The organism is Collinsella aerofaciens (assembly GCF_040920445.1).
Taxonomy (GTDB): domain Bacteria; phylum Actinomycetota; class Coriobacteriia; order Coriobacteriales; family Coriobacteriaceae; genus Collinsella; species Collinsella aerofaciens_BH.
This window is the reverse complement of the sequence record NZ_JBCOTQ010000006.1, coordinates 41,026-54,556: the sequence shown is the minus strand read 5'-3', so window position 1 is coordinate 54,556 and position 13,531 is coordinate 41,026. Positions and strand designations below refer to the sequence as shown.

General features: G+C 58.7%; 10 protein-coding genes. 4 read left to right on the top strand and 6 right to left on the bottom strand.

The features are described 5' to 3' along the window. Positions 1-1,764, top strand: a 1,764-nt coding sequence (locus AB5405_RS01760; RefSeq protein ID WP_368137385.1) for an MSCRAMM family protein, incomplete at its 5' end; no start/stop codon positions are given. Between the two features lie 66 nt (positions 1,765-1,830). Here AB5405_RS01760 and AB5405_RS01755 read toward each other — a convergent pair. Continuing rightward, entirely contained in the window at positions 1,831-2,049 is a 219-nt protein-coding gene (locus AB5405_RS01755) for a hypothetical protein (protein ID WP_022094153.1), read from the bottom strand. Positions 2,050-2,070: 21 nt separating this feature from the next. Then, positions 2,071-5,268, bottom strand: coding sequence for a hypothetical protein (locus AB5405_RS01750; RefSeq protein ID WP_368137383.1), 3,198 nt, complete (start codon positions 5,266-5,268; stop codon positions 2,071-2,073). Positions 5,269-5,466: 198 nt separating this feature from the next. Here AB5405_RS01750 and AB5405_RS01745 point away from each other — a divergent pair, with 198 nt between their 5' ends. Both AB5405_RS01745 and AB5405_RS01740 read left to right on the top strand, forming a co-directional pair. Continuing rightward, positions 5,467-6,489, top strand: coding sequence for a helix-turn-helix transcriptional regulator (locus AB5405_RS01745; protein ID WP_148331775.1), 1,023 nt, complete (start codon positions 5,467-5,469; stop codon positions 6,487-6,489). Further along, positions 6,476-7,393, top strand: a complete 918-nt coding sequence (locus AB5405_RS01740; protein WP_368137382.1) for a helix-turn-helix transcriptional regulator — start codon at positions 6,476-6,478, stop codon at positions 7,391-7,393. The genes AB5405_RS01745 and AB5405_RS01740 overlap by 14 nt, the downstream gene beginning before the upstream one ends. On the opposite strand, the gene AB5405_RS01735 is transcribed toward AB5405_RS01740, so the two are convergent. Further along, a complete protein-coding gene (locus AB5405_RS01735) occupies positions 7,390-10,284 on the bottom strand; it encodes a helicase C-terminal domain-containing protein (RefSeq protein WP_368137381.1) in 2,895 nt (964 codons plus the stop codon). The two genes, AB5405_RS01740 and AB5405_RS01735, sit on opposite strands and share 4 nt — an antisense overlap. Further along, positions 10,278-11,243 (bottom strand): D-alanine--D-alanine ligase family protein, encoded by a 966-nt coding sequence (locus AB5405_RS01730; RefSeq protein WP_346979431.1) that lies wholly within the window; start codon positions 11,241-11,243, stop codon positions 10,278-10,280. Before AB5405_RS01730 ends, AB5405_RS01735 begins: the two co-directional genes overlap by 7 nt. 85 nt (positions 11,244-11,328) lie before the next feature. On the opposite strand from AB5405_RS01730, the gene rlmN reads away from it, so the two are divergent. Beyond that, on the top strand, positions 11,329-12,381 hold the full coding sequence (rlmN, locus tag AB5405_RS01725; protein ID WP_368137379.1) for a dual-specificity RNA methyltransferase RlmN: 1,053 nt from the start codon (positions 11,329-11,331) through the stop codon (positions 12,379-12,381). Between the two features lie 198 nt (positions 12,382-12,579). On the opposite strand, the gene AB5405_RS01720 is transcribed toward rlmN, so the two are convergent. Together AB5405_RS01720 and AB5405_RS01715 are read right to left on the bottom strand one after the other, a co-directional pair. Continuing rightward, positions 12,580-12,834, bottom strand: a complete 255-nt coding sequence (locus AB5405_RS01720; RefSeq protein WP_149926478.1) for a hypothetical protein — start codon at positions 12,832-12,834, stop codon at positions 12,580-12,582. Further along, positions 12,824-13,531 (bottom strand): ParB/RepB/Spo0J family partition protein (locus AB5405_RS01715; RefSeq protein WP_368137378.1); only part of this gene is annotated, 708 nt, incomplete at its 5' end. The genes AB5405_RS01715 and AB5405_RS01720, both read right to left, overlap by 11 nt.

The following is a 13,531-nucleotide window of genomic DNA, read 5'->3' as shown; positions in this document are numbered from 1 at the left end:
CTCCTAGACAGCAATCACGAACCTGTCTCACAAACTTGCTGGTATCCAGCACATAACGTAATGGACACCTTTACGACTGACGCGACCGGGACCGTCACACTGCCCGAATCGCTCGTGCCGGGCACCTATTATGTACGCGAAACCTCGGCCAAAGAGCCCTATCTTGTCGGCGAAGAGATCGAGGTAAACATACCCGCCGACATGAACTTAACGCCCGTTGCAATCGCCTCGTATTATGACCACGCCGCGACCGGAAACATCAGGATCGTTAAAACCGATGCCGTAGACGGCAGCAGCCTCGCGGGCGCCGTCTTTGAGATCCGTGCCTCGGGTGATATCGTGCGCCCCGACGGTAGCATTGCCGCGCTCGACGGTGAGACCGTCGCGACCGTCACGTCGGATGAAACTGGAGAAGCACGCGCGGACAACCTCCCGCTGGGATCTGGCACCGCACGCTACGAGGTCGTCGAGACTCAAGCGCCGACCGGCTTCTTACTCGACCGGACGCCCCATATCGTAGACCTCGCTTATGCCGACCAGAAAACACCCGTTGTAGAAGCACGGCTTAACGTATCCGACGATTACACCAAGGTTGATATCTCCAAGGTCGATGCAAGCGGTGAGCAGGAAGTGGAAGGCGCACAGCTCACCTTATATGGTCCCGATAAAACCGAAATAGACTCCTGGACCTCATCCGACAAGCCGCACCGCGTCGAACATCTTGCACCTGGCACCTACTCGTTGCGCGAAATGATGTCTCCGCGGACCTATGACCTTGCCGAGGAGATAACGTTTGAAATAAAGGATACGGGAGAAGTCCAATCCGTCGCGATGAAGGATGCGCCCATCGAGATCAAGGGGCAGGTCGACAAGCGTCAGGAACTTGTCCAACCTATCGAAAAGGGCCTGTTGGCTAACGGCGATGGTAAAAACCGCGCCACGACGCAAACCAATAGTGATGGGCTTTTCTCCTATACCATCGATGCTCGAAACGATTCCGCTACTTGGGTTGATGAGTTTACGATTACCGATGATCTTGAGTGCGCCAAAGACGGCACGGCGAGATTCATCTCAATCGAAACCCCCGTCGCCATCGGCGACCTCAACGGTCTGTGCAACGTGTGGTATCGCACGACGCCGTTGGACTCGACAGACGTCGATGAACCGGCGAACGCGACACTTGACGATGGGCACGAAAATCCTTGGCTTGAGTCCGACGAAGTAAAAGAGAGCCTTGGTGAGGACTGTCGCCTCGTCGATTACGACGGCTGGCGCCTCTGGAAGGCGGATGTCTCGACCACGGAATCCACCACACTCGAGGCGGAAGAGCTCGACCTTGCATCCAATACCGTCGTAACGGGCATTCGAATTGAATACGGTGCGGTAGCTGCCGACTTTACGACTCGAAGCGATGCGGATTCTTGGACCCGCGATGATCTCAAAGATGAGCACGACGACCTTGACGATGCCAAAGCAATCCTTGGCACAGACGCTCGGGGCGCAGTCGTGCACATGCAGGCAACGTCGGCTTATACGACCCAAACCGCACTCACCAACAGCGCGCGCGTCGATCTTTGCCGCAACGGCGGCGGCGATAAACTTGAGTCACATGACGAGGACCGTGTCATTCAACGCTGTACCCTACCGCAGGACCTACCGGCAACAGGATCAGTTCCCATCGCCGCTTGCATCACCGCGCTCCTGACCTCGGGTGCCGCAGCCCTATGGTTCGCTCGCCTTAGGTCGATCCCAAAGAACCGCTAGCACGATGAAAAAGCGGGCGAGCCAGTCCCCCGGCTCGCCCGCTTTCAATCATTTAAATCGCCGTATCTACTCTGCAGACGAAGATCCACCATCAACGATTGCCTGCTCAGACTCAGGAATCCCATCGGCACCCGTGCTCTGTTCTTGCTCCACCTCTTCGCTGATTGCGGAGGCGGGGGTCGAGCCCTTCGCACCCACGATGTAGGCAGCCCCAAATCCTAACGCAATGGCAATCAAGGTCAAAATCACGTAGACAGGCCAATGGCGCTTAATATACGAAAACACGTTGACTCCTTAGAGCTCCGTCTACGAACGGCGGATAACCTCGGTCACGACCTCGGATACCGTGGCAATGTTCGTCGGGTTGACATTGTGGGGCAGGTCGTCCTCGGTACGAGCGCAAGCCAGACGCGTGCCGTCCACGCCGGCGATGGTGAGGGCTCGGCGGCTCGCCTCGAGCGCGGCATAGGCATCGGTCTTGGCATAGGGCATCTCGAGCGCGCCACAATCGACATGGAACGACTTGCAGACCTTGCTGACCAGGTTCATGATGCGGCGATCGCCCTTGAGCAGTTGTTGTTCGCCCTCGACCGTCACAACCGAAAGCCTACCGGCGCCGACGGATTCAAGATTGATAAAGAATACGCCGCGGAGCTTATCGCGATGCGAAGCCAAGAAGGCCTTCATGCCGGCGCCATCACAATCCGAGGCGCCCGTTGCCACAAACCAGATATCGTGACCGAGCAGCTCATCATCGCCCATAGAGGCGACAGCCGAGAGCATATCTTCGGAAGAAGCGCCATCGGAAGACGTAGCGCCACCCTTCCAGCCATCGTTATCGTCCTCGAAGTTATCCCACGAACCGATACCGCGACCGGACTTCTTGGCATCGTAATCGTCTTCGACGCCCAGCCAGTCACTCATGCTGTCCTGCTCGTTTTTCTTTTTACGGCCGAACAGACCACCCAGGCCGCGCTTACGAGACTTGGGTGCCGCCGGGGCGGGAGCCGAAATGGTCTCGATCGGCTGCGCGCCCGACGCAACGGGCATAGGAGGCGCAACGGGTGCCGATGTGGGTTCGGGACCCTGGGCAGTAGCAAAGGGATCGTTGACCTGTGCGGAGGGGTCGGGAAGGTCGAACAGCGACGTGCGAGACGCAACGTTTGCCTGCTTCATAGACGGCAGCGACGGATCGGGGACCGAAGCCAGCGGAGACGAGGAAGGTGCAGGCGACGGTGCCGACGCCGGATCGGGAACATTCATCTGCGGGCGCGGCGATGCCTGGGAGGAAATCTGGGCCATAAGGGAATCGACCGTTTCGTCCTGGGTGGGAGCGACATTGGCAACCGTGGCACCGGAACCACTCGGGGTCGGCATGGTGAAAATCTGCGTGGAATAAGGCCTCGACTCATCCGTCTCGGGAGTCTCGGAAACCGCAGGCACTTCCTCCTGCTCGACCTCGGTCGAATCATCTTGCTCGGCTGCCGCGTATTGCTCTTCGTCAGAGTTGGCCTCGACGGGCTCGTCCTCGGCGGCATCTTGGATTTCGGCAGCATCAACAGGCTCGTCATCGTCTGCCGCGTCGCCCTGCTCATCGGAAACAGGAAGGGGCTCGGCAATCGCGGTGCCCTGTTTTTCAAACGTTATCGTGGAATCGAACTGCGCGGCATCAAACGACATGGTGCTATCGACGTGCTGCTGAGCCTCGAAAGACGTCGTCGCTTCAACAACATCCGCGGACGCCGGTTGCTGGGACTCAAAGGACGTTGTAGCTTCGGCGGCTTCGACGGGCGCGGACTGCATAGCCTCGTTCTGCTCGAACTCTTGCGCCGCGAGCTCACGTGCCGCCTCGGCTGCCTGCTGCTGAGCGATAGCCTCCTGCTCGGCAGCCTCGCGTGCGGCAGCGCGCTTCTCCTCGAAATCGTCGACAAATTTCTTGCCCTTTGCAAGCGCACCCTTAAAGAAGTTGGAAGCGCTGGCGCCAATCGAAGAGAACGCGGATGCAATATCGGCATGGGGCGTTGCCGCGGGAATCTCGGCCGAGAAATCAGTATCGCTCTCGTAAGACACGCGCCTCGGCTGTTCAACGTAATCGTCGTCAGACTCGTCCGCAACGTCTTGTGCCGGCGCGGCGGGAGCCAAAATGTCCAGTCCTGCCGCGGGATCGATCGCGGACACCGCCTCGGGCTCGGCAACGGCAGCGGCAACCGCGGCAGACTCATCATCCACGGTGACAGCGGGCGCAGGCGCAGTCACGACGGGGGCAGGCTCGGGCTCAAACGTCGGCTCCTCGCCCTCCTCGTAATCGAGCGTGCAGGACTCGGGAAGCATTCCGAGCGCACGGATGGCATCCGAACCAAAGCGGATGTTGCCGGCGGCATTGCGATAGAGCTTGGGCTCGGGCTCGGCCGCGACAGGCTCCTCCACCGGCTCGGCAGCGGAAACCTCGTCATTGAACTCTTCAGCCTGGACAGCCTGATTCTGATCCTCGGGCACGATGGCGCCAATCAGCGTCTCGTCGGCAGACGCACCCTCAAAGCCCTCGATCTGCTCGTCGAAAGCCTCACCCTGTTCGGGCTCGGTCTGAGCGTCGGGAACAATCGGCTGACCGAACTCGTCCTCGGCGTAGGTAGGCTCTTCATACTCGATGGTGTTGCCGTAGTCGTTTTGCTGCTGGGCCGCGGCATATTCCGCCGCTGCGCGCGCCATTTCCTCGGCACGACGCTTCTGCTCCCCAAAATAGGTATCGAACGGAACATCGTCGGGAAACTCGTTTTCGCCCTGGAAGGGAGCAACGTTGTCCATAACGCCGAGCATAGCGGCGACAGAAGACTTGTTGCACACCGCGCCGGACGTATAGGGAAGAATATGGCGGTTAGAGATGATGTTTGCCGCGTTGGCAAGTGCAACGAGGGAAGCGAGGATCGCGACAATCCACAGCAGAACCTTGAGCGCGCCGGGGAGCGGCAGGATACGCAGGATGGCAACGGCAGCGGGGGCAACCGTGGCAACGGGCAACAGCTTGGCGATGAGCGCACGATACGAAGCATAAGGCTCGCGGGCGAGCAGCTCAGCACGGGGAGAGTCGTAGTGTGCGACAACGACCACTGGGCGGTTACGCGGGGACGCGAGCGGGCCCGAGGCCTTGTGGTAGGCGATGACATTTTGGCTCACGCCCGTCTTGCCCAGGCGCGAAACCACGGGGTGGCCCGTGCGCTCGAGCACGTAAAGAACGGCGCCGACAATGGCCAGCAAGGTGCCGACCAAGCCGATACCGCCGCCGATGCCCATCAGCAGGGCACCGGCAAACGCAAGAATACCGGTGACGGCAAATGCCAACCTACTGGGCGCCGGGGCATTGAACTCCTGAACCTCGGGATCAAAGCCGTGGTTGCGGAAGATCTGAGCGATATCCTCGGCAGCCAAGCGCTCTTCTTCGCTGCATGCCGGCGTAATGCCGGTGTTCTGCAGCAGGTGGTTAATATAGTTCTGGGTGTTCGCCATGTGCGCTCCACATCCATAATCCGACAAATAGGCCCAATGCATGCACATTAGAACCGTATATAGTCGAAAGTATACCCCGAGCAAGCGCAAACGACCGAATTCGGGCCATCTTAACGCCCCGAGCGGACAAGGATATAGCCTAATCTCCATATCGGACTAAAATCATGGCAGCAAACCACCTTCTCATGCGAGGACTCTATGACGGCAAGCGACCCGACCGCGACAATTAAAAAGGGGAATTCGGAGCCCAGTTTCGATAAAACGGCTCAGCGCATCCTCAATCTTTTCTTTGTGCTCAACAGCTCCCCCGAACCGCTGACGACCGAGCAGATCGTCTTGGATTCTGACCTGGGATATGACTCGGGCAACATCGACTCGGATAAGCGCAAGTTTCGGCGCGATCGTGACAAACTGCTCGAGCGTGGCATCTTAATCAAGGAGGTTCGCCCCGCCGGTGCACAGGAGACCGAGGAAAGCTCGTGGACAATCGACCGCGAGCACACCTTTGCAGCAGGCGGCCTCATCACCGCAGACGACGCCGATATCCTGCTCAACGCCATCGACCAGACACTAGCGGCCGGCTCATCCACTTTTGCCGCACCGCTTGCCGATATTCGCTCCAAGATTGCCTATCTCACCGGTAGGACGACGGTGGACGAAGCACCAATCCGCCGCTCTCCCACCGTCGATGCGGTATGGAGCGCCTTTGCCGAGCGATGCGCGCTGCGATTTTTATATCAGAACGGACGCGGCGAGCAGAAAGAACGTACCGTCTGCGTCTACGGCATGTTCGAACGCGAGGGCGTGGCGTACTTCTGCGGCCTCGACAATGTCACCGACGGCATCAGGACATTCCGCTGCGACCGTATCGTTCGCGCTTGGCGTCCTTCGAAGGCCTACGCCATCCCTGCGGACTTCAATCTCAACGACTATCTGTTCTTTGAATTCGATTTTGCCGACCGACCGCCCGTTGCAGCCACGTTCTCGTTCGCCCCTCAGACGCAGATCGATATGATCAACGGCCTCACGCGCGGGCGAGGTGAGCTCGCACACACCGATGTGGGATGGGCCTGGACCGTTGACGTGCGTGACCTTGAAGCCGCCGCCTCATTTTGCATGGCCCACGCCGTGGACGGCATGAGGCCCGTGGCCCCCAAATCGCTCAAGCAGGCGTGGAACCGCCTCATTGAAAGGACGGTGCACGAGCATGCCCGTGCGTAAACTCACCAGCGAGCAGAGACTCTCGCGTGCCATCGACATCATGGAGGCCCTCTACGCCGCCGGCGAGAGCGGCATGACACGAGCCGAGATTTGCAGCCGCTTTGACATCACAGGGGTGTCGCTCGACGAGATTCTCGAGATCGTCTCGACGCTCGCGGACCGAGAATCGGGCGCGCGCATCATCTGCGAATGCCGCGGCGAGCGTGTGGTCCTCACCGGCGACGCCGGGCGTGTTCTACCGTTGCGCCTGAGTGCCGCCGAGGGCGCCGTGCTCAACCATGAACTTGAATCGTTGGGGATCGAGCCGCAGACGGCAGCTCGGATTCGACATGCCCTTCTGCCCGAAGAGCTCGGCTATAACCAGCGCGTCTTTGACACCGTCAACCACGGGTCGCACTGGCAGCAGCTGAGCTGCGCCATTCAGGACGGTGTTCGTTGCCGCATCTCGTATCGCTCGATGGACGATGCGCGGCCACGCGAGCGTCTGGTCGACCCCTTGCGCATTACGGCAAACGGCGACCAAACATACCTGATTGCCTGGGACATCGCGGTCGATGAGCAGCGCACCTATCGCATGGATAAAATCGAGGGACTCACCTTGACGGAAGACTCCGTCGTGCCTCACACACCGGGCGTCGCATCCCTCCACGATTCCCTTGCCCGGACGCAGCGTAGCGCAAAGCTCTTGATGCCATTCGATATGGCGGAGCATCTGGACTGGGCCGGCATCACCCTAATCGAGCACAGCGGGGCAGACATGGCAACGGTAACCGTGCATTACGGCTCCGAGCGTTGGCTACTGAGCCAGGTAATCGCAGCGGGCGGAGCCATCCGCATCTTGGATGACCCCGCCCTGTCAAAGCGTCTGTGCGATATGGCAAAAACCCTCGTCTGTCCGCTTTAGCGCCGCCGCTCGTGGCGTGCGCGCCACAGTTGCAGATAGTGCCCGATCTGCGCCGATTCGATGCGCTGGTAGGAGCTCGTGGGCAGCGACGTTAAGAACTTCTTTCCGTAGCCCTTCGTCACCAGGCGCGGGTCGGCCAGAATCAGCACGCCGCAATCGGTCGACGAGCGGATAAGGCGGCCGGCCGCCTGCTTGACCTCGAGCACCGCCTCGGGCAGCGAATAGCGCGCCCAAGCGCGGTCTTCGCGCAGGTTGCGCTCGCACGAGAGCGGGTCCGTGGGACTCGAGAACGGCAGCTTGGGAATGATGACGCAGCGCAGCGTCTCGCCGCTGGCGTCGAATCCCTCCCAGAAGGCCTTAAGCGCAAAAAGCGACGAGGTCGGCTCGTTGATAAACCGGTCGCGCAGGCGACGAGGAGATGAGTTGCGCTGCTGGCAGTTGAGCTCCAGACCCGCACGGGCCATCTTGGGCTCAACGCGGGCGTACAGGTCTTCCATGTCGCGCCGATTGGTGAACAGTGTGAGCACCGATCCGCCCATGGCAAGATGGGCGTCGACCAGCACGCGCTCGAGCGCCGTAAGATAGCTCTCACGATCGCGCGGATCGGGGATATCGCCCGCAACGACTACAGCCATGTTCGAATCGAAGTCGTAGCTCGAGTCCAAGTGCAACGATGAGGATGTTGAAGCACCGATGCGATCGAGGCCGACCGCGTGGTTAAAGTGTTCAAAGCTTTTGGACACCGTCATGGTCGCCGAGGCAAAGATAGCCGTGTGAACCTCGGGCAGCCACTCGGTTGCCAAGGCCTCGCCAATGTCGATGCGCTCTGCGGTCATTGACTCTCCGCCGGCACGCAACCTGCGATTGACCTGCAGCGAATACACGTAGTGTTCATCGGTGCCGTCGATGATGAGTTTGAGGTTCTCGGCCAGCTCGTGCAGGCGGCGCGAGATATCGCCCAGGTCGACAACAACCTCGGGCTTGTCGGCGGCGACAGCCTGCACCAGCGCGTCGACGCTCTTGTCAGCTTGTTCCAATGCATCGATGGCAGCGTAGGCCGACTGTAAGAAATCATGCCAGTCGTCAGATTCGCGCAGCTCGGGGCCAATCCATAGATTGGCATTGTCATAACCCCCACGGGCACGGCGGCCGAGCTCGCGAACGCCATCGAACACGTCGGCGATTGCCATGCTCGCGCGCGCAACCGTCGACGTCGCCTTGGCAGTAAGGCCCAGATAGAGCGTAGAGCCCTCGGAGGTTGCCAAATCACGGGAAACCTGGCTTAGCGCACCGGTGCTCGAGCCACCCAGGCGCTCAAACAGAACGCGTGATTCGTCCGCCGACACCACGCGCGCCCACTGACGGCGCGCCTCGCGCTCGATGGAATGGGCCTCGTCGATTACCCAATGACGAATCGGAGGTAAAATCCTGCCCTCGGCCGCGACATTGCGGAACAGCAGGGAATGGTTGGTGACCACCACGTCGGCATGCGCTGCACGACGGCGAGCGCCGTGGACCAAACATTTATCAGGGAAAAACGGGCAGAGGCGACGAGCACACTCGCGCGAGGCCGTCGTAAAGTCGGGGCGGTTGACGCTGCGCCACCGAATGCCGAGCGAGTCGAGGTCGCCATCGGCTGATTGGCAGACGTACGCCATAATGACCGCGACCGCCGTGAGCGTGTCCGCCGGATCGCGCTTGGTGGTAATCTCGACCTGGCCGCGGCTCATGCGCTCAAGCTTGCGCAGGCACGGATAGTGGTCATAGCCCTTGAGAGCGCAAAATGACAGGCCACCGTCCAGTTGCTCGGCAAGTTTTGGCAGCTCATGGTACATGAGCTGGTCGGCAAGATTGTTCGATTTGGTCGCAATACCAACCGTGATGTTGTTACGGCGTGCTGCCTCGGCAAAAGGCACCAGATAGGCCATCGATTTGCCGACGCCCGTGCCCGCCTCAATTACACGATGAGTGCCCGTGACCAGCGCATCGCGGACCTCGAGCGCCATCGCGATCTGCTCATCACGCGGCTCGTAGGTGGGATACATGCGATTGACCAGGCCACCTGGCGCATAGTCTGCCTCAATCTCCTCACGACTCGGCATCTTGAGTACCGGCAGTTCGTCGGCGTCCACCCGATCGTCGGCGCGATCGGCCTTGAGAACGTCAGCACGAGCGGCGCTGAGAGAGAAGATAGAACCAGGGTTCTGCCCCGCCAAGAATGAGAAGATTGGACGATAGGACCAAGGCACGTCCGGATGCATGTCGGCTAGGCGCGCCATGAGGCCCTGGGGCAAGTCGGTGAGTGCCACGAGCAACACGCGCCATACGCCACACAGGGCGTCGACGTCGGCATTGGCACGGTGTGATACCGAGTCACAGCCAAACAGATCGGCCATAAAAGACAGCTTGTGCGAGGCCAGGCGCGGAAGCGCGATGCGCGACAGCGCCAGCGAATCGATCCAAATATCGCTCACGTTGACGCCGCCTTTGACCGACTCGATAAACGAGCGGTCGAACGTGGCGTTATGTGCGATTACCGGGCAACCACCGACAAAATCGGCGAGAGCGGCGACGGCCTCAACGGCCGACGGGGCATCTGCCACATCGGCATTTGTAATGCTCGTGAGCTCGGTAATCTCGGCGGGAATCAGCTGCTTGGGATGCACGAAGGTATCGAAGCGGTCGACGATCTCGCGGCCCGAAAGACGGGCCGCCGAGATCTCGATCAGCTCGTTGTCCTGCACCGAAAGACCTGTGGTCTCGGTATCGAGGACAATTACATCTTCCTCGATAAGGCCGAAGGACTGCGTTTTGGCGCGTTCGGCAAGCGTGGCATAGGAGTCGATGACAAACTGCGGAGTTCCTGACGAAACCGCGTCCTCGATTAGCATGCAATGCCCGCTCGACGAAGGCCCATACGGATCAGGCTGTCACAGACCTGCGGGAACGTCATGTCGTCGGTGTGGCGAATCTCATCCGGATACAGCGACGTATCGGTCATGCCGGGAATGGTATTGGTCTCGAGGATGACGGGGCCGTCCTCACTCACAATAAAGTCGCTGCGCGAGATACCCAGGCAACCGAGGGCCTTGTGAGCAGCGCAGGCAAGCTCCTGAGCGCGAATGTAATTCTCGGGTGAAATCTGCGCCGGAATGCGATGGATGTCCGTAGGGTCGACATACTTCACGTCCAGATCGTAGAACTCGCAGTCCTTGGGCTTACGAATCTCGACAATCGGCAGAGCGCGCACGTCGTCCTCGCCGTACACGCCGACGGTGATCTCGGTACCCTCGATGCACTTCTCGACCAGCACTTTGTCGCCGTACTCAAACGCCTTGGCGATTGCCGCGGGCAGCTCGGAGGGCTCATGGACCAGGGAAATGCCATAGCTGGAACCGTTGACGGCCGGCTTCACAAAGCAGCGCTCGCCACAAACCTCGACGATATGATCGATATCGACTTCATCGCCCACCTCGAGCGCGAGGCCGGGGGCAATGGGGATGCCCGCCTTGGCGTACAAGAGCTTAGAGACCTCCTTGTCGGCACCGCAGGCGCTGGCAAGCACGCCCGAGGCCGTGTAGGGGACACCCAGGGTCTCCATGGCGCCCTGCATGGCACCATCCTCGCCGCCGGCACCGTGCATGGCGATAAACGCCACGTCAAAGCCGCCGGTCGCCATGGTTACCATAAAATCATCGGCAGCCGTGTCGAGCAGCTCCACCGAAGTGTAGCCGGCCTCCTTCAAGGCAACCACGACGTTCTTTCCCGAATTGAGCGAGATCTCGCGCTCAGCGGAATGACCGCCCGCCAAGACCGCTACGTGCATGTTCTCTAGGCTTTTACCCGGCATGGGCAGACTCCTCCTCTATAATTTCTGCAGCTGATACCATATTGTAGCGATACCCTCTACGTTTCCCCAAAATCGAAAGGCTTCCATGAATCCCAGGACTAAATCTCAGGACATTCGCGACTTGAGCCAAAACGATATTCGCGAGCTCGTGGCCGAACTTGGCCAGCCAGCCTTCCGCGCGAAGCAGCTCATCGAATGGGTCTTTGAGAAGAACGTTTGTTCGTTTGACGATATGACAAACCTTCCTAAGGCTTTCCGCGAGCAGCTTAAAGAGGCTTTTGCCTTTGACACGCCGACTGAACTAACCAAGCAGGTTTCCAAAGATGGCTCTCGCAAGTATTTGCTCGAGTACCACAACGGCGTTTCCGTCGAGACTGTCGGCATGCCCCGTCGTAACAAGCTTTCCGTCTGCGTTTCCACCCAAGCTGGCTGTGGCATGGGCTGCGCCTTTTGCGCTACCGGTCTCAACGGCCTCAAGCGCTCTCTGACCGCTCAAGAGATCGTCGACCAGGTACTTCATGTATCCAACGACTTTGGCGAGCGCGCCACGAGCGTTGTCTTCATGGGCCAGGGCGAGCCGTTTGCCAACTACGACGAGGTTCTCAAGGCGCTGCGAATCCTCAATGACCCCGATGGCATCGGTATCGGCGCTCGTCACCTCACCGTCTCTACCAGTGGCGTTATTCCCGGTATTCGCAAATTTGCCGACATCCCCGAGCAGTTCACGCTTGCTGTTTCACTGCATTCCGCCATCCAGTCGACGCGCAATAAGCTCATGCCCGGTGTTAAGAAGTACACGCTGCTTCGCCTTCACGAAGCGCTTCAGCTCTACACCGAGAAGACCGGCCGCCGCCCAACCTATGAGTATGCCATGATCGAAGGCGTCAACGATACGAATCCGGAAATGCAGGCGCTCTGCGACTTCTGCGAGGGAACGCTGTGCCACGTTAACCTCATTCAGCTTAACGACATCGAGGGTAGCCCGCTCAAGCCGTCGCCGATTCATAAGGTTGAGGATCTTCAGCGTCGCCTTGAGTCCCGTGGCATCGAGACAACGATTCGTAACTCCCGTGGTAACGATATTGACGCCGCTTGCGGACAGCTGAAGCAGCGCTTCAAAGTTCAGAAGAACGCATAGGGGAGTCGCACCCCAAAACGTTTCATGTGAAACATCGAACGACCCCGGTTGCAGGATATGCAACCGGGGTCGTTTCATTTATTGACCTTAATTTTGAATCAGCTGCTACTGGTCCCATTTTTACGGCCAAAATAAGGGGTCCTTGTCTCGTGAATCAGACAAGGACCCATCACAATATGCTAAGTAATTGTTAGGTACCTAATAGCCTACATTTTCCCATTGGTTGCTGACCCAACCCTGATTAATCTTGGGATTCTTCGTTACCTGAGCAGTACGCATTGCAACATCTTCTGTCATAACATCCATTTTCTTCTTGGATGTATCGACAATATCTTGCGCACTACGAAGCAAACGACCTCGAAGTTCATCGTCTGTCGCGATCTTATAGCCAGCAAAGGCACCAGCCGCGACAGTCGTCGCCAATGCAATCGCAGTTAAAATTCTATTCCTCATCTTGGCCTCCTTGATCAAACTGAATCATTTCGCCAAGAATACGAGAGAGCTCTTCCTCGTCTTTAAACTCAATCTCAATCTTATTCTTTCCACGCGAGCTCTTCACACGTACGTTGGTATTAAATACCTGACGAAGCACACGGGCAGCCTTCTTAAAAGACTGAGGCGTTGCAGGCCTCGGCGTCTTAGGTGTCTCTCCGGCAGAAAACAACGGAGCAAGATTTTCTGTCGCTCTTACGGAAAGACCCTCCGCAACAACTTTCTCCGCAAGTCGAATACGCGCGTCCTCATAGGGAACTGCAAGAATCGCACGCGCATGACCTGCAGTAAGTTTACCTTCAAAAATCATCTGCTGAACAACTTCAGGTAGATCGAGAAGACGCAGCGAGTTTGTAATTGCAGAGCGTGACTTGCTTACCGCCTTCGACAATGCCTCCTGGGTCATACCGCTGGCATCGATAAGCTGGCGGTAGCCCTTAGCCTCTTCGACGGGATTTAGATCAGAACGCTGAAGGTTTTCGATAAGAGCAAGAGCTAGCATCTCTTCATCATTAACCTCTTTAATGATGACAGGCAGCTCCTCAAGACCAGCAAGCTTCGACGCCTGGTAACGACGCTCACCAGCGATGATCTCATAGCCGTTTCCATGCTTGCGAACCAAAAGCGGCTGCAAAACGCCATGTTCTTGGATTGACTC